Source organism: Paenibacillus sp. FSL K6-1122 (assembly GCF_037977015.1).
Classification (GTDB): domain Bacteria; phylum Bacillota; class Bacilli; order Paenibacillales; family Paenibacillaceae; genus Paenibacillus; species Paenibacillus amylolyticus.
The window spans coordinates 6428080-6452789 of the sequence record NZ_CP150272.1; the positions used below are offsets into that span (position 1 = coordinate 6428080).

Annotated in this window: 14 protein-coding genes; all 14 read right to left on the bottom strand. The window is 45.8% G+C overall.

The window, feature by feature from the left end; genetic code table 11:
- Positions 1 to 27 precede the first annotated feature (27 nt).
- Entirely contained in the window at positions 28 to 5505 is a 5478-nt protein-coding gene (locus NSQ20_RS28730; protein WP_340031283.1) for a fibronectin type III domain-containing protein, read from the bottom strand.
- Between the two features lie 234 nt (positions 5506 to 5739).
- Positions 5740 to 6645: a ComF family protein gene (locus NSQ20_RS28735; protein ID WP_340031284.1), complete on the bottom strand. Its 906-nt coding sequence runs from the start codon at positions 6643 to 6645 to the stop codon at positions 5740 to 5742.
- A gap of 51 nt (positions 6646 to 6696) precedes the next feature.
- Positions 6697 to 7839: a helicase-related protein gene (locus NSQ20_RS28740; protein ID WP_340031285.1), complete on the bottom strand. Its 1143-nt coding sequence runs from the start codon at positions 7837 to 7839 to the stop codon at positions 6697 to 6699.
- Between the two features lie 1058 nt (positions 7840 to 8897).
- Positions 8898 to 9080, bottom strand: coding sequence for an aspartyl-phosphate phosphatase Spo0E family protein (locus NSQ20_RS28745; RefSeq protein WP_340031286.1), 183 nt, complete (start codon positions 9078 to 9080; stop codon positions 8898 to 8900).
- 280 nt (positions 9081 to 9360) lie between these two features.
- A complete protein-coding gene (locus tag NSQ20_RS28750; protein WP_340031288.1) occupies positions 9361 to 10731 on the bottom strand; it encodes a helix-turn-helix transcriptional regulator in 1371 nt (456 codons plus the stop codon).
- Positions 10732 to 11154: 423 nt separating this feature from the next.
- Complete coding sequence (locus tag NSQ20_RS28755; RefSeq protein WP_036612497.1) at positions 11155 to 11532, bottom strand: hypothetical protein; 378 nt, start codon at positions 11530 to 11532, stop codon at positions 11155 to 11157.
- Positions 11533 to 11889: 357 nt separating this feature from the next.
- The gene (locus NSQ20_RS28760) at positions 11890 to 12612 is read right to left on the bottom strand and encodes a response regulator transcription factor (protein ID WP_026081439.1); all 723 of its coding nucleotides are present in this window, start codon (positions 12610 to 12612) and stop codon (positions 11890 to 11892) included.
- Positions 12613 to 12619: 7 nt separating this feature from the next.
- Positions 12620 to 13780 (bottom strand): sensor histidine kinase, encoded by a 1161-nt coding sequence (locus tag NSQ20_RS28765; protein WP_192135010.1) that lies wholly within the window; start codon positions 13778 to 13780, stop codon positions 12620 to 12622.
- Between the two features lie 47 nt (positions 13781 to 13827).
- Positions 13828 to 16551 (bottom strand): stalk domain-containing protein, encoded by a 2724-nt coding sequence (locus NSQ20_RS28770; RefSeq protein ID WP_340031289.1) that lies wholly within the window; start codon positions 16549 to 16551, stop codon positions 13828 to 13830.
- Between the two features lie 231 nt (positions 16552 to 16782).
- Entirely contained in the window at positions 16783 to 18009 is a 1227-nt protein-coding gene (locus NSQ20_RS28775; RefSeq protein WP_340031290.1) for a stalk domain-containing protein, read from the bottom strand.
- Positions 18010 to 18126: 117 nt separating this feature from the next.
- The gene (locus NSQ20_RS28780; protein ID WP_340031291.1) at positions 18127 to 21909 is read right to left on the bottom strand and encodes a SwmB domain-containing protein; all 3783 of its coding nucleotides are present in this window, start codon (positions 21907 to 21909) and stop codon (positions 18127 to 18129) included.
- A 209-nt stretch (positions 21910 to 22118) separates the two neighbouring features.
- The gene (gene metK, locus NSQ20_RS28785) at positions 22119 to 23321 is read right to left on the bottom strand and encodes a methionine adenosyltransferase (RefSeq protein ID WP_036612510.1); all 1203 of its coding nucleotides are present in this window, start codon (positions 23319 to 23321) and stop codon (positions 22119 to 22121) included.
- A gap of 255 nt (positions 23322 to 23576) precedes the next feature.
- Complete coding sequence (locus NSQ20_RS28790) at positions 23577 to 23849, bottom strand: alpha/beta-type small acid-soluble spore protein (protein ID WP_017691962.1); 273 nt, start codon at positions 23847 to 23849, stop codon at positions 23577 to 23579.
- 148 nt (positions 23850 to 23997) lie between these two features.
- Entirely contained in the window at positions 23998 to 24591 is a 594-nt protein-coding gene (locus tag NSQ20_RS28795; protein WP_036667757.1) for a hypothetical protein, read from the bottom strand.
- Positions 24592 to 24710: the final 119 nt, after the last annotated feature.

The window sequence follows — 24710 nt, forward strand, 5'->3', positions numbered from 1 at the left end:
TGCAAACCCATTCCCCCTTATACATTACTAATTCAATGTTCTAATACTTAGTACAGAAGACCATATGCTTGTGTTCTGATCATTGAATGCCCGAATGCGATATTTATGCAAACTGGACGGTAACAGGTCAGAATGAATAAACGTTGTATCACTGACAATCGCCACAATTTGCCCATCGGCTTCAATTTCGTAAGACGAAGCTCCCCCAACCGAGTCCCAAGTCAGAAAAACGTTTGTTCTGTCCGAAGTTCCCTTCAGCACAGGTGTAGTTAATTGAGTCATTCCCGTTATGATCTCACTCCAAGCTCCCGCACCAGAAGCATTTTTGGCACGAATCCGGAAAGTATGCTCCGTATTTGGTGCAAGTCCGCTCTTCGTATAAGCTACTCCACTCACGGCAACCACCGTACCATCAATCTCCAGATCATACCCGGTAGCTCCAGTTACAGCACTCCATCTCAGCGCAATAGCCACTGTGGTTGCTGAGTTAATACTCAAGCCTGAGACACTTGCAGGTAACGTAGTTTGGGACAATATTGCTGTCCATGCACTCACATTAGTGTCGGTCAGGGCACGAATACGATATTTATGAATGGTTCCACCAAGTACTCCATTATGGACATACAAGAGATCACTTACAGTAGCAACCACTATGCCATCTGCCTCAATCTCATATTTTGTTGCACCAACAACTTCATTCCATGTCAGCGTAACTGAAGTTTCTTCAGGTACAGCTTTCAGCGTTGTTGGTACATTTAATTGGGTCGAGGCGGTTACAATCTCACTCCAGCTACCAATGCCAGCAGCATTTTTGGCACGAATGCGGAAGGTATGCTCTGTATTGGCTAGAAGTGCTGTTTTGGTATAGGCCAAAGCGGTTACTGCGACTATTTTACCGTCAATTTCCAGATCATATCCTGTTGCTCCCGTAACTGCATTCCACTTCATAGCAATGGCTACTGTTGTTGCAGAATTCATACTCAATCCGGTCACACTGCCCGGGAAAGTGTTTTGAGTCAAGACCGTAGACCAAGCGCTACTGTTCTTATCCGTTAATGCACGCACACGATAGGTGTGCGATGTTCCTGCAAGCAAATTACTATGAACATATGAGGGATCGGTTACTGTAGAAACAATTGTTCCATCTGCCTCAATTTCATATTTGGTTGCATCTTTAATATCAAGCCAATTCAAAGTAATAGCTGTTTCCTCTGATGTTGCTTTCAGAGCAGGTGTGTTTAACTGGGTTGTAACATCTGTTACATCTCCCCAAGCTCCAGCCCCAGCAGTATTTTTGGAACGAATACGGAATGTATGATCCGTATTGGCGATAAGTCCCGTTTTGGTGTAAACCACTCCACTAACAGGTACCACCGTGCCATCAATTTCAAGGTCATATCCCGTCGCTCCTGAGACTGCGTTCCACTTCAGAGCAACAGCTGTGTTCGTTACACTTGTTACCGTTAGCCCGGTCACAGAACCAGGCAACGTATTTTGTGTCAAGACCGCAGTCCAAGCTCCAACATTGGTTTCGGTCAGAGCGCGTACGCGGTATTTATGTGCTGTTCCAGCTATCAGATTATTGTGAGTATAAGTAGGCACCTTAACAGTACCCGCTAAGACTCCGTCCGCTTCAATCTCATATTTGGTTGCATCTTTAACTTCAGGCCATGTCAAGGTGAGCGCTTGTTCCTCAGAAGAAGCCTTCAGCACAGGTGTGCTAAGTAAAGTTGTGCCCTCTACAATCTCACTCCATATACTTGCACCTGCTGTATTTTTAGAACGAATACGGAACGTGTGATCCGTATTTGTCACAAGCCCACTCTTCGTATAAGCTACTCCCGTTACCGGTACAACTGTACCATCGATCTCCAAATCATATCCTGTTGCTCCCGTTACTGCCGTCCATTTCAATGCAATGGCTACGTTCGTAGCCGAGCTAATACTTAAACCAGTAACTGAAGCAGGTATCGTACTTTGCGTCACCACTGCAGTCCAGGCACCTGTATTAGAGTCCGTCAGTGCACGTACACGATATTTATGCGCCGTTCCTGGAAGCAAACTAGTGTGCACATATTTCGGTTCGCTAATTGTACCAGTAACGACTCCATCTGCTTCAATCTCATACTTGGTTGCATCTGTTACATCTGCCCATGTCAATGTAATCGCAGTGTCTTCCGAGGAAGCTTTTAGAACAGGGGTATTTAATAATGTTGTACCACTTACCTCATCACTCCATGCTCCGGCACCTGCCGCATTTTTGGAGCGAACGCGAAACGTATGATCCGTATTAGCCGCAAGTCCGGTCTTGTTGTAGCTTAATCCAGTAGCAGCTACAACTGTGCCATCAATTTCAAGTTCATAACCTGTTGCTCCGGTTACAGCATTCCATTTCAAAGCCATTGTTGTGTTCGTTACAGAGGTAATGCCCAATCCAGTAACTGAACCTGGTAGTGTATTTTGATTTAAGACAGCAGTCCAAGCCCCGTTGTTTGTATCTGCCAGTGCTCGTACACGATACTTATGCGCTGTTCCTGGCTGAAGACTTGAATGCACATATTTCGGCTCATTAACTGTTGCAACAATTGAGCCATCTGCTTCAATCTCATACTTGATCGCATCTGATACATCTGCCCATGTTACTGTAATAGCAGTCTCTTCCGAGGAAGCTTTTAAAACAGGGGTATTCAACAATGTCGTACCATTAATGACATCACTCCATGCTCCGGCACCTGCCGTATTTTTGGAGCGGACCCGGAACGTATGATTCGTATTGGCTGCAAGACCTGTCTTGTTGTATGTTAATCCACTTACAGCTACTACCGTGCCATCAATCTCCAAGTCATAACCCGTTGCTCCAGTTACGGCATTCCACTTAAGCGCGATAGCGACATTGGTTGCAGAGGTTACACTCAACCCTGTGACTGAACCCGGTAAAGTATTCTGAGTGAGAAGTGCAGTCCAAGGGCTAACGTTCATCTCCGTCAGGGCTCTTACACGATACTTATGCGTTGTTCCTGGAGCCAAACTCTCGTGTGTATAGACTGGCGCCGTAACCGTAGTTACAACAATACCATCTGCCTCTACTTCATATTTGGTTGCATCAGTAACATCTTCCCAAGTTAGTGTAATTACATCTTCTTGGGAAGATGCTTTCAGAACAGGCGTATTGAGTTGAGTCCTGCCACTTACCACGTCGCTCCACACACCCACACCTGCCGTATTCTTGGAACGGATACGGAACGTATGGTCCGTATTCGCTGCAAGACCACTCTTCGTATATGTTAAACCAGTAACTGGAACTACCACTCCATCAATCTCCAAGTCATATCCAGTGCTACCGGTGACTGCACTCCATTTCAAGGCAATTGTGGTGTTTGTTGTGGATGTTATACTGAGACCTGATACCGCTGCAGGCAATGTACTCTGCGTCAGGATTGCTGTCCATGCACTTGTGTTGGTATCCGTCAACGCACGAATACGATACTTGTGCGCTGTTCCTGGCAGCAATGCTGTATGGCTATAACTAGGTTCTTCTACTGTTGACACTACTGCTCCATCAGCCTCAATTTCATATTTCGTTGCGTCTGCTACATCAGCCCATGTAAGATTGATTGCAGTTTCTTCTGATGTTGCTTTCAAGACAGGTGTGTTCAACTGCGTTATTCCACTGATCAGATCACTCCATGCCCCTGCACCAGCGGCATTCTTTGAGCGAATACGGAAGGTATGATCTGTATTTGCTGCGAGACCATTCTTCGTGTAGGTTACTCCTGTTACAGGGACAACTGTTCCATCGATATCGAGATCATAACCTGTGGCTCCGGTTACTGCTGTCCATTTCACAGTTACAGCTGCATTGGTCGCTGCACTGACCACCAATCCATTAACGGAATCAGGCAACGTATTCTGTGATTTCACTGCCGACCATGCGCTAATGTTATTGTCACTTATAGCTCGTACACGATACTTATGTGCCGTTCCAGGTTTGAGCCCTGTGTGCGTATAGATTGAATCTGATATATCTCCAACGACAACGCCATCCGCCTCAACTTCATATGACGTTGCACCATCAACTGGTGACCAGATGAGAACAACTTCTTCTTGTGAAGGGTTGGACTGAATAACGGGTGTACTCATCTGGGTGATTCCTGTAGTTACATCACTCCAGCTTCCTGCACCACCAGCATTTTTAGGTCTGATTCTAAAAGTGTACTCTGTATTAGCTACAAGGCCAGTTTTACTATAAGTGGTGCCTGTTACAGCAACATTAGTGCCATCAATCTCCAAATCATATCCTGTAGCACCCTTTACCGCAGTCCAAGCTACCGTTAATTTATTGAATGTGGCATCAGTAACCGTCAGCCCGTTGGTACGATCAGGTACTGTTAACTGACTCACCATTTTACTCCACGCACTCTCATTGTTAGCCGAGAAGGCTTTTAGCACATAGGTATGCGTTGAATTCGCTTCAAGCCCTTCATGTACATAGGAAGTTACGTTTCCTAATTCAAATGGTGTACCACCATCAATCTGCAACTGGTAGCGATCTGCAGACTCAACCGCCATCCACTGAATCGTATTCTTGCCTTCCTCTGGCGTTACGGCCAAAACAGGTTTCTCAAGCAAGGTTGTTATTGCAACCGGCTCACTCCACTCACTAGCTCCTAGTCTGTTAATTCCACGTACTCTATAGGTGTATGTAGTATTGGGTGTAAGTGAAGAACGTGTATAATTGATTCCGTAAAAAGGCCCTTTGACTACGCCATTCTCTTCAATCTCATATTGAACAGCTTGTGGAGCAGCAGACCAATTGAGATTAATAGCTACATCACTGGCATCAGCCGCCAAATTAGCTGGAACAGCAGGATTTGTAGTAATAGGCTGTGTTGTCCCCGGCTCTTTTACAAAACTGAATGATTCTGCTTTCCGTATGTAATACGGATTCAGGTTAGATACAAAATCTACTACCGCTCCTGTATCGGCATTAATCACAAGACTTAACTGTGTAGCCTCATAGCTTTGCACATATCTTGGCGTAGTCATTCCAAATTCATCAACGGTGGAATTATTCCATACTCCAACATTGGTTCCGGATTGTCTGTATTCCATAGTCGTGTAATACTCCCATACCTCAGCAAAGTCGATGATAAAGGCATTGGTAACTTTACCGGCATAAGTAGATGTATAGGAGCCAAATGAAATCTTGGTTATGTCCTCAACTGCTCCATTAATCGATTGGCTTCTCCTAAAAGAATATCCTGATGTTGAAATCTCATATGATCTCACCCAACCCAGCTTAACTGATTTTTGATTCACCTGTAATTGGCCGTTGTTGTTGGTCAACACATATTGGTAATCATTACTTGATGAGACTATCCCGCTTCCTACTGCTGCATGTGCCCGGTTCCCCCCGTACACGCCAAACTGTCCGAATACCAGCATGAATACTAGTAGACGGACGGTCCATAAGTAAAATCCATTTTTTCTTTTTCCTGCGACCACTTTTGTTCTCCCCTTCAACAGATATGTTGTGCCACTCCCTATGCTGTCACCTGTGGTGAACGGCAAAACTATCTATTCTGCGCGAGAAAACCAATTCCTCTTTTTTACATGTAAAAAATTTCTTATTACACTTTCATTTATAATTTCATCAAACAACTATATTTCAAACGGAATAAATGGAATGGAGACACGCATTAACGTATCAATGATTAATAAAGGAACATATTTTCCTGTCTAGGATCTTGCCAGTGTCAGTGTGTAAATCTCGACCGGAATCTCCATGTGGAAGCCAGCATTTAGAATAACCCGCCCACAAGCGTCCAAGGTGCTGCCTGTTGTATATATATCATCAATCAGCAGGATCTGTATGGGTGTGGCATGCGATATGCCCATATGTGTTGGCAGATGAGATCCCTTGTATAGCTCTTCAATTAACTTCGTGCCATCCGGGTTGATGGAAAAAGCGTTCTTCATCGTTTCAATACGCTCACCACGTGATTTGAAGCTTTGTTTGGTGGTGTTGATCTGGCGCTGCAACAGATCCACGATGGGTAGGCGGCAAGCGGTGGCGAGCCCAGCAGCCAGCCGCTCCGCCTGATTGAAGCCACGCTCGGCGAGCCGCTCGCTGCTCACCGGGACATAGGTGACCGCGTCAGGCCGCCATTGCGGCTTCATTTTTTGAGCAGGCGTGGCGATATGAGCCACGTGAGCTGGGGGTTCTTTTGCCAAAGCAGAATTTCGTTCTTCGCTCATCGCTTGAAAGGCTTGAATCAACAGCGCGGTTAGGAGCGGCGCGTATCTTTCATGGCCTCGAAATTTGTACATGCCAATCCATTCTCTCATAAGAGCGTTGTACTGTACGGCGCTGCGGTTGGCGATAAAAGAACGGTTTTGCATGTGTGGACGAGCACAGTCCGGGCACCCAACACCCCGACCACAACGCAGGCAACGGATGGAACGGATCCATGGAATCTGCTTCACACAACGTGGGCATATGCCTGGATAAGTTGAAGACAGAATCGCTCGAGTGCCACATGTCAGACAAGTCGCTCCCGGTGGGGCGAGCAGGTGATGGAGACGCTGGGTCAGGTGTTGCGCGTGATCGGATATGTTACTGAGCCAGTTGAACATAGGGGGCATACCTCCAGTCTCGGGAATGTATTGTGATATGTGGATACGAACTGGGCAAAATTATGTCTTGGATGGTGGATGCAGGTAGCCTTTGCGACGAGCGATAGCGTTCATTTTCCGAATCTGGGCAACGGCCTTCACCTGTGAACGTGTCCGACGAGATGATGCAAAAACCACTCTACCCGCCGGGTCATCCATGGAACGCCCTGCTCTACCCGCCATCTGGACCAGTGACGCTTCATCAAAGAGACCATTGTCTGCATCCAATATAAAAACATCACTGCGCGGAATGGTAACGCCACGCTCCAGAATTGTTGTCGTTACGAGCAAACGAATTGTGCGTTCACGAAAGGCTGTAACTTTGCTAGCGCGATCAGGATCCTGAGATGAAGTTCCTTCGATATGGATTCCGGGAAAGGTACGACGCATCAGGTTCACAAACGCCTCAATCTGGGCAATACGTGTCACAAAGACAAATACCTGGGCGTCACGCTTCAATGAAATTTGGATGTTAGTCCTCAAGGCAGAAGGAAGATTTCGTTTCTTAATACATTCAGCAACGGTAACCATTTTTACCAATCTTGGCACGGGCAAAGGATGACGGTGGAAACGTACTGGAACTTTGGCATGATTGAGTTTCCCCCGTGCTGCTTCCCTCTGGAGCCGAGCAGGTGGTGTGGCAGATAGATAGACAAAATTCCCGTCCGGCTTACAGGAGGATGCTGCCGCGTGAGCGAGCATGGGATCGTTGTGATAGGGAAAAGCATCCAATTCGTCGATGATAACAAGATCAAACCCCTGATAAAAACGCATCAGTTGATGTGTGGTCGCAAGCGTGAGCTGAGCATCTTTCCAGCGTTCCTCACTGCCTCCGTAAAGGGTAGCGAGTGAGGTGTCCGGAAAAGCTTTGGCCAGACGCGGGGCTAGCTCCAGCACCACATCCCTGCGCGGCGTAGCGACCAGTGCTCGTCCACCGCGGTCCAATGTATGTTGGAGCAGGGGGAAAATCATCTCCGTCTTGCCGGCCCCGGTCACGGCCCACAGCAAGAACCGCCCCGGCCCATCCCCTGCGGGCGGCCGGGCCAAAAACGCAAGCGCCGCGGCTGCTGCCGCGCTCTGCGCTGCGCTAAGCCCCCACCGGGCGAGCCCGCCGCCGGTGGGGGCCAAGGCCGTGCCACGCGGTGCTTCGCCGCGTCGTGGCACGGCCCCTTGCGCTGCACTGCGTAGCAGCAGCGCACAAGCACGGCTGCGCCCGAGCGCGAGGCAAGCCTCGCAGTAGGCGCACGCCGCCAGGCCGCAGGCAGCGCAGGGTACGCGCTGCCTGGCTTTGCTGCCACAACGGTGGCAGCGGGGCGCGCTCCGCGCGCGTCCAAGCCACGCGTGCCGACGGCGCGTGGCAGGCCCTTCGAGGGCGGCTGTGATACTCAGCCGCCCGTGTAAGCGCGCGAGCTGCGCAGCCGCGCGCCACTCCCTTGGCGGCTGGGCGGTATCCGCCAGCAACGCCTCCGCCTCGGCCGCCAGTAATTGGCGGCCGCTGATCCGCTCAGCCAGCAGGGCCGCGCCCCGCTCCAGCTGAGCCCACTGCACGGCGGGATACGGCTCCGGCATCCCGCCTACCTGAATGCCACGCACAGCAGCACTCCCCGCTTTGCCCGCTATAACTTTTCTCGCCTCAACTTCCCCCGAGGCGAGTTCATATACATCCAGCTTCCGTGCAAGGTAGCTCTGCCATTCGTGCTGGCCCCACTGATCCATACCTCGCTCCATCTCAAAATGTTCAACCAACCAAGATGCCTGACTTAACGGCAACGCTGGATCCAACAACAACCAGCGCAGCACATGTCGCCCACGTCCCCCTTCTAGCCACCAAGCCACATCCACCCGAACATCGAGAGACAAGATCATGCTCCACCCTTCCCCTACACGGCACACATACAAAGCAACCTTCATTTACTCTCCTCCCCCATCGTACTTTCTCCTAAACGCAAAAAAAGCACATGCCAACCCGGCTGTTCGCCGGAGCATGTGCTTCATGTCCATATTCCATCTTCTTATGATTAATCTATTTATCACTATACCAATTGAATCTCTACTCTACAAATTCAACCATTCAAAAAATTTATTTCCCAACTCGAATTAGAAGTTGCTGATCAAATGCTGAACAACTTCTAACCAGACTATTATATATATCATTTAGATGAGCCTTATTCTACGGTGTACGTTTACTTCAATCATATTGGTCTGAAATGTCCAGGAACCGGTTATGTATTACTTATTTTGGAGATGCCTGAGAACATTCGATTATATCGATTAATCAACTCATCTAAAATTTCGGATTGCTTAATTACGATTGGATGTTGTAAACCATAAATTGCAACCAACGCGTGCAAACTTTCCCGTTCACGTTCCAAGTCACTTTCCTGATTGTTCACAACATATTTCATAGCATCCTCACCTCTATGAAATAGTGTAACCCCTTATGTAAAAACCAAGATTCATGTCAGATATACAAAAAACCTATAAGAAAATGAAATGTGGCCATCCTCTCACAGGTAACTCTCTATAATCTATAAAATAAGATCTACCAACCACCTTGACCATGAGAATTAGTCGTCAAAATTTCTGGCACTTCAGGTGGTACATTCTCCGTAGCAGAAGACGTATTAAATGGTACCACCATTGTTGTGATGGTAATTATGGTAGCAATGATTATGAATTTTATCTTCATCTCTCTTTTCGAACCTCCTTCAGCAGTGTAGTGTACTTATGAAGCTCTTCGTTTGTTGCTAAATGCCGAATGGAATCAAATGTACAGAACCCTCTGACCATACAAGCATCATTATTAATTCTAGCTGAGATTGCCAAACTATCCAGTATAAATTGAATCCCAACCCGAATCCGGTCTGAGTTTAGATAGTAATCCGCTACATCTGCCAAGAAATTCACGAACTGATCATCTATAATCTGATTGGTATAAGAACCCACCTTCTCATGTGTGATCATAAATGATGATATTGTGGTCTTAAAGCGCTCCAACACATGATCCATATTCATATTATAATTTAGTGCTGCCTTAATAAGCTTAAACAATCCACGTAGAATCTCATTTTCTTTTGTAGATAAATAATCCACATACTCATCTAAAATCTCAATTCTTCCTGCCATTATTTCAAAGAGGTACCTATTTGCTGTTGCCCACTCCCGAAACTGACTCTTTGTAAGCTCTGCCTCAAGATCATTCTCAATAATCCACTCGTGTTTTTCATAGCATGAGACGTAGTATAACGCCTGCTGATACTCATTCTTTTCTCCATATATTGATGCTATGATCAAATCCGAGTATAAAATATAACCAAACAAAGGTTTGGAAGGCTCCTGATAACTCTTCCCCCTTCTAATCCGTTGATGTTTGATCTTGTACTGCACCCTCGCCAGTTTGCCCATTCGTGTTGCCAGTTGCTCCGCTTTGTCCCAACGACGCAATGAGAGGTATAGATTCATCAGATCTTTCAGCGCATCCAGTTGATCCAACTCATTAAGGCGCACGACATACGGATCAAATTGCACAGCACATTCCAGATTATTCTGCTGATCATCATTAATCGAGAGCTTGAATATTCGATACTGACAGATCGCCAATCGTTCGGCATGCTGGTACCGTTCTCCTTCACACACCTTACGATATATAATTAATGCAGCTTCCGCACTCCCTTCGGCATTAAATGATTCGGCACAATCAAACAAAGGTTTGATATACGTAGGATTTTCCATCATTAGATCTACTGTTCTTTCAATACAATCGTTTTTACCAAGCTCTGCACAGCGTATGATAAACGGACGCAGTCGTCTCCAGTTCATTGTAGAATCATCAAACAACTCACTCACATACTGTTCATAAAAATATCCTTCTTTCAACCCCATATATTCTGTCATAATATCCAGGATTTTTACCGATATAGGCTGTGAACCATTAATCACTCTACTTAGCGTCCCAGAGTTAATGCCTGATTTCTCTGCAAAATGATAAAGAAGGATTTTGTTTTCCTCTATGTAATGTAAAAATTCTGTTCGGATCGTCTTATCTATTATACTCAAGAAGATACCCCCTTCCAGAAACACACTTTTCTCACGTCCAACATCCATTTTAAGTAATTATATGGTTTAATATACCATCGGTCAATATAATGGAAGAGTCTGCTTTCATTTTATAGGCCGATCTATCCCCTCTAGTACACTCACACCAATTCTTCTAATAACCAGAATCTTTCTATAAAATTGCGAAACTTTTTCCAATCTGAATCGTCTATACTTTTAAATTAAGAGTTCTGACTTCGAAAAGTTTATTTTAATATTCATGAACTCGTCAAAACCCAGACAATAACCATAGATTGCATAAAAACCCATTTTTAATTTAAAAGCAGACTTGGCTACAATTACAAAAAAAGACTACAGCTTCTGCTGTAATCTTTTCACTGTAGATCTGCGAAATGCTAATCCCATTTCCGTTCACATGATGATTTATTGCTCTGACTCACGCAAATCAATCAGGCGAAACGTGTGATCGGTCTGTGCTACCCGTTCAATATCAGCAGGGACAGCAGGCAGATAAGATGTCTCCATGCCTTGCCTTTGCATAAGCTTTTCAATAATCGTAATCGTTTCCGCTTCTGTACGATCAGCAACAACGGTTAATCTGAAGCTCTTACCACGGTATAACAATTCCCGGCAAAGTTCTCTTACAATGCCTTCGATCCGCCCTGCCTGATTGGAAGGGATGAGCAGGATCTGCTCGAAACCTTCAGATTCCGGACGGGAAAGATGGCGCTGGTGCATGGCATGAACGGCCATTGCCGCCAGGAAGTATATGAGCAGAATCATAGTCAGATGAGCAACCATGGCAACTGCACCTCCTCGGAAGGTCATGCTCACCCATGGCGAACATCCCTGTATACAACAAGTATATGCTGTACTTCCTGAAGGGTTACACTTGCATTTCCTATCACTCATATTCCACGCTGATCGACACCGGACGAAGAAAGACAGGCCAGGTCATTCATTCACGCCTAAGCTTGAACATATGTTCCGCACAGCCTTACACTTTGCTCATTTGCAGTGATAAAGTCCATTAACCCGCAGACCAATCCAACATTCTGGAAAGGGCGCGAGTGAACACCAATCTATACTTCGTCTAGGTTGAATCAACCAATGGACTGACTTACCGTAAGAATACTGCTTTACGAAAAATATAAGGTATTAGAGCGTAACCCAACCATATTTGATCGAATTGATAACAGCTTGCGTACGGTCGTCCACTTCCATCTTCTGCAGAATACTGCTGACATGGTTTTTTACTGTTTTTTCACTGATGAACAGGAATTCACCAATCATTTTATTGCTCTTACCTTCTGCCATCAAGCGAAGCACTTCAGCCTCACGACGTGTGAGCGGGTTATTGTCGCCAGCGACAAATTTAACACCTGCTTCCTTCGAAGCTCCTTCACTCATTGCCCCTGTTTCATTAAGGTACGTCATACGACGTAGTTGCATGATCAGTTTGCCTGTTACTTTCGGATGTATGAACGCATGTCCTTCATGCACGGAACGAATCGCATTGATCAGAGACTCTGCCTCCATATCCTTCAGCAAGTATCCGTTAGCCCCTTTACGAAGCGTCTCAAATACATAACTTTCATCATCATGAATGGACAAGATAATCACTTTGACATCAGGGAACAGCTCACGCAATTTCTCCGTTGCCTCAACCCCGTTTTCGATTGGCATGTTGATATCCATCAATACGATATCCGGTTTATCCTGATTGCAGAATTCGAGCACTTGAATACCATCGCCGCATTCACCGATGACCTCAATGTCGTCCTCCATATTTAAAATGCGTTTCAGTCCCTCACGGAACAGCTGATGATCATCAGCCAAAAGAACTTTAATCGATGCTTTACCAGTATCACGGTTTTCCATCATCCTGCTACTCCTTTCCCTTATCCACGTTTGTCGGGATATGAATCACTATTTTGGTTCCTTGATTTTCTGCGGATTCAATCTCTATTCTTCCTTCTAACAGTTCAACCCGTTCTCTCATCCCAATCAGACCGAAGTGGGTATGATCCTTGCTTTTCTTGGCAAGAAGCTCCGGTTTGAACCCAAGCCCATTGTCCTGAACGACAATTTTGACGAGCTGAGCCTGGTATGTAATTTCCACTACAACATAAGTGGGATAAGCATGCTTTGCAGCATTCGACAGACCTTCCTGCACGAGGCGGTAGATTGCAGCCTCCATGGCTGAAGATAAACGATGTTCCTTACCTCTTGTTTCAAAAAGCGACCGGATTTTCGTTTTTACCTCAAAATCCTGCACATACTTCCGAAGCGTTGGAATCAGTCCCAGATCATCCAGTGCCATAGGACGCAGATTGAAAATAACTTTTCTCATCTCTTCAAGACTGGAACGAACCTGGCCTTTCAAATCTACTATTTCGGCCTGGACCATCTTAAAATCCTGCTTAATGAGCATTCTTTCTACAATTTCCGTCCTAAGCACTAGATTGGCGAGCATCTGCGCAGGCCCGTCATGAATCTCACGAGCAATACGTTTCCGCTCTTCTTCCTGGGCCAAAATTATTTTCAAACCAATCATTTGTCGATTTTTGGCAGATTCGATGATCCGGGTCACTTGACCCAGTTCACCTGACAGGTACTCGAGTACAACACCCATCTGCGAACCGATGGTCTCGGCACGCTCCACAGAAGCTTCCACATTTTTGGCACGCTTCTGCAGATCATCCCGACGAGCCTTCAGATACATTTCCTTCTCACGATAAATCATCAGATCCAGCTGCAGCTGTGTTGCTTTCTCGTACGCCTGCTTGATATCATGTTCGGAATAACGGACAAAGTCGCGGCTAACCTCAGTCAGCCGGATCCGGGAACGGCGGTAGTTCAGCTCCAATTGATCTACTTTCTCGATCGTTTCCGCCGTCTCCTTCAGTACCGACTTTAACTCTTCGTTGAGTGTTTTCAGCTCATCGCGAGTTGCGTCCATAATTTCGAACATTTGATATTTGCTGTTTTCCATGACTTGTATGGCGTTTTTAATGACGCGGTCTATGGCATCGGCTTGTAAATCCACGTTTGTTCGACTCCATTTCTATCGTTTCCGGTATATATCATACCATATCACGATGAGATGGTAACGGTCTTCGTTTTCTGTTCCCATTTTACAGTCAGACCAAGTTGCTCGGAAACGAGTCTGAGCGGGACTAAAGTCCTACCACCCGTTACGTATGGTGCAACAGTTGCGCTCTGTCTTTTACCATTCAGAATGAATTCTTTCTGCCCTACAACCAAATCAATCAGCTTGCCACCACGTAATACCGTGATCCGCTGATTTTTGCTATCCCAGCTTGCCTGACCACCAAAAGCGTCCAAAACATGTTTGATTGGCACATACGTTGTACCATTTTTCAGGACCGGTGCTGCATCAATCACTTTTTTCGTTCCGTTCACGGTCATCGATTTCTGTCCAAGCACAAGCGAAGCTGTACCCGTAGGCAATCCGACTTCACTGGACTTGGAAGGCATCGTGAATGCGATATTGTCAAAAGCAACCGTACCTGATTTCGCACGCTCATCCTGACCTTCCTCCACGTTCACCACATAGACCCGCTTCAGCTTCGCCGGATAGGAGATGTTCAGTCCGTTCAGGTCCACACTCAGCTTCTTCCACCCGTTCCAGTCAATTGCCTTGGCGAGATCGGCATATACCGTTTTGCCATTGGCATCCGTGAATTCAGCACGTAGCCAGTTCAGACTTTTATCTCCCATAACATCCATCGACATTGATGTAGCTGCAGCAGATACCTCTCTACCGGTAGAGCCATTTAGTTGTGCATAAGCGTACATTTTGCCTGTTCCAGCAGTCATATCATAACCGAGTTGCAGTACATTGGAGCCGGCTTTTTCACCAGTTCCTGCAGTAACGGTGGCCGTACCAGTTACACCCGCTGCGTTCGTTGTGAAGTTAATCGGATAATTCACATTTTCGAAGTTTTCCCAGATCGTTTCGCTCGCAGAAGCCGAGAGTACCACGACTGTGCTGTAACCATCATAACGTCCAATCGCATATCCTACTTGTGCACCTGAATTGACGGAAGATACGGTTAATTGGTCAGCAGTCACTTTACCTTTGAATCCGATGAATTCCCATGTCAGCGAGTCTGCCGGAACCGTAACACTTTGTCCACTCTTCGTTGTTGCCGTTACAGGAATGGACATCGTTGTGCCTGCTTGGAGCGAACCGAGACCCGATCCTGCTGTCAGGGAAGCCAACTCACTTCCACCCAATACCGATACTTTAATCGAGGATGAAGCTCCATTGCTCGTTGCCGTCAGCGTTGCTGTGCCTGGCTTCACGCCTTTGATTGTACCGTTGCTGACACTCACGATGCTGTTGTTGCTGGACTTCCAGGACATGCTGATATCGCCTGTTGCGATCGGGTTGTAGTAGGTGTCATATCCTTTGGCTGTGTACTTGCCCTCTTGACCCACCAGCAACGTTTGGCTACCACTCACGGCAAAGCCCTTCAGTTTACCTACAGGAGCCGTAGAGAACACACCTAGCGTGTTTACAACCTGACGTTGCTCGGTGCCATACTCTGTGTTGAACGTCAGACCAGCGGTCTGCTCACCTAGCGGACGTGTTACCATCGTTGTGGAGCCGCCTCCGTCCAGATTCATGCCTTTCCAGACACCCACACTTGTCATGAAGGATTGCAGTTCCGTCAGCGACATCCCGCTGCTGTTACTGTTTTTCTCCGATGCAATGATGTAGACATACCGACCATCCTGGGAGTATCCTACTGCCGTTCTTGCACGAATGCCACCAATGCCGGAAGATGCGATATCACGGGAAAAGGAAGCTGCCTTTCCACCGTTCACCAAAATGGTATGACCGCCAATCATCATCTCCAGGTTACTAGGATCAACCGATTGCCCGGTTGTTTTGGCTTTTAACTTGTAATCCGCATCCAAGGTTTGCCCAACGGATAGATGGCTCATGATCCATGTCGCCGCTGTTCCATGCGCACGCAAAATGTACCCATCCTTCGGCACCGTCATGTTTAACGCTTTTTTATCCGAGATTTGGGTGATTACTCCGTTCTGCACGAGAACCTCTGTTGGGGTTGTGGAAGGATCATTTGGTCGTTTGCTCGATGTCCATGCCGGTGTATAAATATACATCGAGTTGGCATGACTATACTTCACCGCACCCGACTCTACCGTATAATCCTCTTTATTTATCCCACGCAAAGCAAAGGTTGAACCATCCTGTGCCTTCACTGTTCCGTCAAAAGAATACTCGTCGATCATCGGTTTGCCATCCTTGGTCACCGTGAGGGCATACATGCCTGACAGTTCGGATGGTGTGGAGACCAGCACGCCATCGGAGACCTGTCCACCAATTGGCGAGAGTTCCCCGGATACATTGAAGTAATCGCCATTTACAGCAGCTACTGCACCATTTTCCTTGGCCATGGCACCTGTGCTCTGTTTACTGTTCAGATTACCGCCCTTGCCTGTCATTACATCCAGCTTCACATATGGGTTCTGCAGATCCACCTGGACTACATCCGCCAGTACGTTGACCTTGGAACCGGAACGTGTTGTTGTATATCTGTATTTCATGAGCTTCGCACCCGAAGTCAGAATTTCTTCACTCAACTTGCTTGTATTCGTAGATGCTGCAGCGGCCACCGATTGCCACGAAGTGCCTGACCACATCTGCCCGCCTGCGCTCATCACCGGTGCAATCCAGATCACACCCGCCAGCGTCACAATCGCCCATTTCTTCACCTTACTGCCCTTAACGTCTTCCAGCTGTTTCTCATGTTTCCCCAGCATGTCTGAAACGTCTCTCCCATCTTGTATATCAATCTTAGACATCACGAACACTGCCAAGTAGGCAGCCGATAGCGAGATCTCTAGTATACTCTTCTATTAATAGACTGCTTTTTGTGGAAAAAGTTACGCCCCCAGCTAACTTTGAGGGGATTCTTGGCAAAAAGAAACCCATGTATGCAATTAGCTACTCATACATGGGAATTTATCTGTATACTGATATTCGTTATATTTTCAATTTAACTCTGGGAAATGAATTTCGGGTAACATTCGATTGGGGTCCTCTTCGTTCTCACTAATGTCATGATCATAACTATAATTCCAGTGCCCATTGGCGTAATCGAGGTAGATCAGCGCCTCATATATAGAATGGTTCTGCTCTATGTTCTCTGAGATGTAGCTCCATTCCAAGGTTGCATGAACAACAGCTTGGTTCTCCCCAAGAAACACGACTCGTTCATTAGACATATGATACGTAGTGTCTCCATACTCAAAGGAAGCTCTTGTAATGTGCTCCCATGTTCTCCATTCATCAACTGCATTTGCGTTCATTCGTTCAATATCAAATGGCGAAGTATATTTATACGTTAAATCAAAGTCTTTCTGATTAAACGCTCTATAATATTGCCTGAGGTCAGATAGGATATTTTGTTGCTTCTCATTAAAATTCTCTTTTATCATATGTACAGATTTATCGATATCTTCTGGAAGCGTAGTATTACTGGAAAGATATCGATCCTGAAGTATTTTCCACCGATTGTTCTCCTTTATAATTCGAAACACGACCTCATGTTGGTCATTTATTACCTGATTATTATGGATATATGTAACATACAATAATGCCTGGTTCGCAGATTCGTATGTAATGCTTGTTATATCTATACTGTAAATTCGATCAGGGATTTCGCTCACTTGGGGTGCAATCTTACTATCCGTCAGATAGGATCTCTGCATATGATCTGAAGCAAGTAATTTTACAGTGAAAGCTCTATCATATGTTGTTATCAAATCAAGTATCTCTTTCTCTTGACCATACCCATACTTTAGCATCCAAGCCGTGTTCGACTTTTGATCATACTTAACCGAGTGCTTGGTTAACCAGGCGGCATAACGGATAGGTAAAAAGAATTTTCCATCAATTTGAATACCCGGCCTTTGTAATTCGTAATAATCTCCCGATCCACTAATGTAACCATCATCCGGTAGGAAGATAAATTTTGATATCCCGATCTTAACTGAAATCTCTCGATCTACCACTGAGTAATCCGCTTGGTACCCCATTAGTTGAATAAACTCTCGAAATGGAACATACACCGTTCCTGATTTTGTCATCAGTTTAATGTCTGTAGGCTTTTCATTAACGTACAGTTGTATGGATTCTTTATTATTTTGAGCATAAGCCAGTGATGGTATAGATACTAACCCCAGAACGAGGACAAATACTAGCATTTTTTTAAGCAAATTTACACCCTCTATCCATGAAATTTATGACTTTATAATATAAAAAAGCGAAACCAACCAGTTGAACTTATTCCCCTGATCGATTTCGCTTCACTAAGATAAAAGAGCTAATTACTATTATAGATATCCTAACTTGTCCAAAACCCGTTTCAACATCACTGCTGCCTGAGCGCGAGTCGCGTTCCCTTGGGGTTCAAATGTTCTGGCTGTCATGCCTTGAATGATTCCCTCCTGCACCGCTTTGGCAACAGAATCCTTGGACTGGATTTTGTTGCTGTCCTTGAACTTGGATAGAGTGGTAGCAGCGGAAGATTGAAGAGAGACTGTTTTCCCACCGTAGTTCATCGCACGTACCATCATAAGCGCCATCTGCTCACGCGTAATGGGGCGATCCGGCTTAAACGTGCCATCGGTATTCCCCGTAATGATCCCCGCTTCAGCGGCAGCCCCGATATAGGCACTTGTCATACTTCCACTGCGAACGTCCCTGAAACGACTCGCTGCAGTTGGTTCTCCATTTAAACCCAGACCTCTGGCGACCAATTCAGCGAATTCTGCACGTGATATATTCTCATTTGGTCGATAGTAAGAACCATTTGGTGCATTAATAATCCATTTGGCAGAGAGTTCCTTAATAACTGCACTAGCCCAGTGTGATGTGGTGTCCGGATAATTAACAATATGGTTGACCGGAACTACCGATTGATTCCCATTCAGTTGTCCATGGACAACTACACTTCCTTGTGTATTTTTAAACGAGCTAGGTACGTTTGATAACATGAAGGTAACCGGATCAATATAAGTGAATCCAGATGTTACTGTAGAAGTACCTACTGGTAATTGCATGGATAACTGACTTTTCACTTTCTGCTCCACACGTTGATCGGTCGTACCATTACTGGCAAACAGGTACACATCCGTATAATTCGCAAGTTTCTGTGCTCCTGCACCTGCAATCAAGCCTTCCATCGTCCCCGATGAAGACACAGGTACCGTCTCTAACTGAACGTATAAGGATGGAACTGCTGCTCCTGTCGTAGCACTTGTGTTTGACGTTCCTACACTCCGACTCATAGCCGCCATATCTAAATTAGACAGTGGCACCGTCCAGAGAAGATCGCCATATTTCACACCAATAGTGCCTGTGCGATAACTTGCAGCAATCTGAGTCAGTGCATCTAATGGGAATCCAACATACGCAGCCGATTCACTGTCCGGAATCTCAAATACCACTGGCTGAGTCAATTTCCCGTTTGCTCCAGCGTATTCAAAGGACTGAATCAACTTGGTTGCATCCACGTTGAATTGACGAGTCGGGCGATTATAGTGGGACATCGCAGATACAGCAGAAGCCGTAGTATTATTCATCACAAGTAAAGACTGACCATAGCTCGTTGCATCCAATTCCGACAACCAGGAAGGACGGTTTCCCGACTGATTATTGTTCGAACTATTATTCGTCTGTTGTAACGTAAGTGGACCAAATGCTGTTATCGTGACATTCGACGCATCCCGTAACGGCACTGCCCCAGGTACATAACTCACCGTTCCCGTCTGAGTAGCTGTCGATGTTACTGCTGAAGTATCCACTTTCAACGTCACCACAGAGCCAGAAGCTGAAGCAGACAATACAGTTGTGGTTGAATTACCAATCACTACACTGAACTGAGATGCTGTTAGTGCAGCCTGGGACTGGATTGAATCACGGAAATTAATCTGAACCGTGTCTCCCTGAAGCGTAGCCGACAGGATTTTGCCATTTCCATATGTGTACGTTACTGGAGTCAGATTGAGATATCCTGCTGGGTTATTGTTCAGATCCGTTAATCGCAATGCTCCAGGTACATATGATAGAGATATATTTTGTGTATCCTTCACCGCTGAAGCCAGCGTTAACGTAACCAGATCATTTTCGATCTCGGAATCATTAACGAAGACTGGCTTACCATCGACCAGAACAGAATATTGGCTGTTGAGCGGTTTATTCGTCGTGTTCAGTGGTTCATTGTAACGCATCCATAACTTGTTACCACTCACCTCAGCACTCTTAAACTCAGGTGGTTTGGTATCAATTGAATTGCGGACATAGAAGCCGCTGAATCCAGCAAGAGCCTGTCCACGTGTATCTTTTACAGGCCATGAACCTGGCGTGTATGCAACCCGAACGACTTCACCATCCGTAATTGACCGACTAAGATTCAATGTAACCACAGAGCTGCCATTGATTGATATGCTATTGATGCCTACAGCCGACTGATCCGCAGTTACACTGAATTGTCTTGCCGCATCACTTGAAGTGATATATACCGTCTCAGGGTAGTACAACGTAATTGTACTGTAATACACGTTACCTTCTCGCGGCTTGGACATGACAGAATCTAAACCATTCTCCACATCTCTTGCGCCAAAAGCAGCCGCAGCATTGGAAGATTGATCTGTAAGACGATTACCTGTAGTACCGGGTGTATATGAAATCCGCACAACTTGTCCTACCGCTACACCCGTATCCAAGACAACATATACACTGTCACCTGAGATATAAATGGAGCTGACATTCCTCTTTTCACCATTTACAGTTACAGCATAAGTACTACTCAGCGAATTAGTGCTGTACAGCCACTCATCATACGTCAGGCGAATGGTGTTATTGCTATGCATCTTAGCATTCTTCAACACAGGTGCAGTTGTATCTGCACTTAATGTTTTAAAGGCCCATGATGTAGACCCATTAAGACCTGTAAATGTATTTCCTGCTTTATCACGAAACGTATTGGCTGGAATGTCTACCACATAATTTGTGTTGCTATCCAATGCGCTCGCAGGTGTAATCAGCAATTGTCTATTGTTTGAACTATTAATGGCTGTCTTGGATGCAACGGTTGCTCCATTTGATTTTTTGAGCGTTACATTCTGAATGTAATTCGGATCAAGTTCTTTGTTGAACGTAACTGTTAAATTTCCCGTTAATGGTGCATTGGTAGTACCGTTTGCGGGAGATACAGTAGATACCATGAGGGACGTCGGATCGGATATGATATTGAATCCCCAAACATTCCCACTAATTGCACTGATATCATTCTCATTTCTATCCCTCAAAAAACCTTCTGGCATTACGATGTAATATGTAGTGTTGTTGTTCCAGTTATTCGTGGGAACGATCGTAATCGTATTGGTTCCAAAACCTGTAATTCGAGTTGTTCCTGCATTTACTGGAATCTGCTCAAATACAGTACCACCAACTCTTCCCTGATAAATAATGAGATTCCCTCTACCTGCGGTTACCGGCTTATCGAAAGTCATCACTACCTTAGTTGAAGGAGATACCATTGCTGCGTTATCAGGAATTCTACTCACAAGGGAAGTTGAGCCTAGTCCCAGAGTGCTGAAGGTCCACTCTTTGTTAGTCAGTCCCGGAAATGGAGTATTGTCCGCGTAAACAAATGATTTATTATCTATCTCTACGTAGTATGTTGCTCCCGGTAGAGTCTTGCCCAGTGTAATCGTCACTCGTAGGCCAGTAGCTGGTACAGGTGTGTTGTCTCCCGCATCCGGTGTCGTAGGATCTGTAATCGGTGGTGTGGGATCAATCACGACTTGTTCACTGGATACCAGCACCGAACCCATCGTTGTATTGTCATCCAAACGTTTAATCAAGATTGAACTTTGTGTACCCGGTGCCTTCTGAACAGGTTTATCAAAATCAATAACGAATGGTACTGAACTATCCACATTCGTTCCTTTCACGGCAGGAACAGTATTCGTTATTCCATTTGCACTTAATACGTGTGCAGCATATGCTCCCTGTTCGACTCCACTCCAACCCGTAAGCCAACCTTGAGCGGTCAGCATAACAATTAAGATTCCGAGCATGCCTTTTCTTGCAATTCTCTTCAATTCCACTGATCTTCCCCCTTATCTGCATTTCTTCTCCTGTCTGATGTACAGACCTCATTATGTATTTCGGTTAGAGAAGGGATTTCATTTAGTTATTTGGGTATTTATTCCATAATTTTTCCTTTGTCCATGACAAGCAGTGAAATCGATGGAAGCAAAAAAAAGCCCTTAATTCCTTTAACGGAATCAAGGGCTTCATTACTTTTGAATCTAACTTACAGACCTGCTTGAGTTTTCAAAAGGTCTACTTTGTCCACTTGCTCCCAAGGTACATCCAGGTCTGTACGGCCAAAGTGACCGTAAGCAGCGGTTTGTTTGTAGATTGGGCGACGCAGATCCAGCATACGAATGATGCCAGCCGGACGAAGATCAAAGTTGTTACGCACAAGCTCAACCAATTTCTCTTCGCTGACTTTGCCAGTTCCGTATGTATCCACGTTGATCGATACCGGGTTGGCTACACCAATCGCGTAGGCGAGCTGGATTTCAACTTTGTCTGCAAGTCCTGCAGCTACGAGGTTTTTCGCTACGTAACGAGCCGCATATGCTGCGGAGCGGTCTACTTTTGTTGGATCTTTACCAGAGAACGCACCACCGCCGTGACGTGCATAACCGCCGTAGGTATCTACGATGATTTTACGTCCAGTAAGGCCTGCATCTCCCTGAGGTCCGCCAATAACGAAGCGTCCTGTTGGGTTGATGAAATATTTAGTCTGCTCATCCAGCAATCCAGCTGGAACGACAGGCAAGATTACATGTTCTTTGATATCTTTTTGGATCTGCTCCAGCGTAGTCTCTTCAGCGTGCTGAGTAGACACAACGATTGTATCAACACGTACCGGTTTGTCACCGTCGTATTCGATCGTTACTTGCGTTTTACCATCCGGACGAAGATATTCCAATGTACCGTTCTTACGCACTTCCGCCAGACGGCGTGCGATACGGTGGGATAATGCAATTGGTAAAGGCATGAGTTCAGGTGTTTCGTTCGTTGCAAAACCGAACATCAGACCTTGGTCACCTGCACCAATGTTTTCTGTTTCACGAGCGACTTGTTCCGGGTCACGGTTCTCAAGCGCTGCGTTAACGCCTTGGGCAATATCAGCGGACTGCTCATTCAGAGAAGTCAGAACTGCACAAGTGTTATAATCAAAACCGAACTTGGCACGTGTGTAGCCAATATCCTTAATTGTATTACGAACGATGGACGGAATGTCCACGTATTCAGAAGCTGAACTGATTTCACCGATGACAAGCACTAAGCCTGTGGCTACGGAAACTTCGCAAGCTACGCGAGCATTGGGGTCGTTTGCAAGAAATGCGTCCAATACGGCGTCTGAGATCTGATCGCAGATTTTATCCGGATGTCCTTCGGTTACAGACTCCGATGTAAATAGATGCCGGCCTTTAACAGACATGAAGTTTCAACCTCCCATAACTAGTAGTATGGCGATTGCCCGAACAAAACATGACAGCGATTCGTTCACTGTACCCTCGAAGCTTTCCAAAATGGAATAAGGACGCAGGGTCCGCAGTACCGAAGATAAGGATTTTTCAGGTAATTGCCTCAAACGAAAATCAACCTTTCCCTAGTGGAAAAGGTTGCATACCTCAAGTGCCATCTTAACGTATTTGTCAAGACGTGTCAAACGAAATGGGGTAAGGAAAATGCCCTATAAGTGCTGTTCTGCCTGGCGAATTAGCCTTTTGGTGATCTCTCCACCAACCGATCCATTCTCACGGGAAGTCAGATGTCCCCACCCTTTGTATTGCCCATAAGAGTGATCACTTACTTCACCCAGTTCAGATCCAAATTCTGTATCCGCACCAGCCAAACCTCTGCCACCATAACCTACATTGAGACCAAACTCTGCAGCAATCTCATACTTCATCTGATCCAGCATTTGACGACTTTCGGGTACCACTTTGCGATTGCTTCTAGCCATGGTTCCTGCACCTCCATTAATTGATTGTCAACAGTTATAGAGTGAGCAGGAACAAGGTTAGCTAGCCGTATTAATGTTTGTTATAACTGGGTAATCTGAGCAAATGAAAAGTATGACTAATGAATAATTCCTTTAACAGCTACAAATCCTATTTCAAAGTATATCCACCACGAACCATTACGGTTAGGCTATATTTGTTTCCTTCCAATACCGTGATCCCCCGTCCATCCCTTGGAAAAGAGAGCAGGTGATTGGTCGGCGCTGCCTGTCCATTCGTCAGGTCAATCCCGTCCGTCAGATCAGCTACACCATTCGTACCTTCACTGACGATCACAGCTTTACCGCTCCGTACAATGAACTCCGCGCCAGACTTGCCGATCAGCTGTTGACCCGGCTTCACGGTTACGATCTCAACGGCTTCAGAAGCGCCCGAGACCAGTGGAGGAAGTGATGTGTCTCCACCTGTGCTACCGGAGTTCCCGGTTCCTGTAGAACCGGTGTTGTTACCATTTCCTGCATTGCTGTCTGTTCCTGTATTGGTACTTCCTCCTCCAGTCGGGATCTTACCGCCCAAAGCCTGTTGGATCTGCTGATCTACATAACTCTTTGTTACAACCGGATCATCTGCTGTTCCTGGCTGGCTTGTACCTGCACCGATGGCTGTATTGCTGTATACCGACCCAACCCACACGCCAACACCAATCGCGAGAGCAGCAAGGGATACTTTCATATAAGGTTTCATGTGAATCATTTTCCTCCTCTGGTAATCTATTAACTTTAACTATAGAGAAAAAATAGACATGCGACAAGCAAAACCTCGCTTCCGTAGATGTGGAAGCGAGGTCTTAGCTTTAAAATATC

Bases quoted from the DNA above. Each gene is read 5' to 3' on its own strand.
- NSQ20_RS28760 (WP_026081439.1), bottom strand. From the start codon at position 12,612: ATGGAAAACCGTGATACTGGTAAAGCATCGATTAAAGTTCTTTTGGCT.
- NSQ20_RS28755 (WP_036612497.1), bottom strand. From the start codon at position 11,532: ATGGTTGCTCATCTGACTATGATTCTGCTCATATACTTCCTGGCGGCA.
- NSQ20_RS28745 (WP_340031286.1), bottom strand. From the start codon at position 9,080: ATGAAATATGTTGTGAACAATCAGGAAAGTGACTTGGAACGTGAACGG.
- NSQ20_RS28790 (WP_017691962.1), bottom strand. From the start codon at position 23,849: ATGGCTAGAAGCAATCGCAAAGTGGTACCCGAAAGTCGTCAAATGCTG.
- NSQ20_RS28795 (WP_036667757.1), bottom strand. From the start codon at position 24,591: ATGAAACCTTATATGAAAGTATCCCTTGCTGCTCTCGCGATTGGTGTT.
- NSQ20_RS28770 (WP_340031289.1), bottom strand. From the start codon at position 16,551: ATGCTGGGGAAACATGAGAAACAGCTGGAAGACGTTAAGGGCAGTAAG.
- NSQ20_RS28735 (WP_340031284.1), bottom strand. From the start codon at position 6,645: ATGCCCCCTATGTTCAACTGGCTCAGTAACATATCCGATCACGCGCAA.
- metK (WP_036612510.1), bottom strand. From the start codon at position 23,321: ATGTCTGTTAAAGGCCGGCATCTATTTACATCGGAGTCTGTAACCGAA.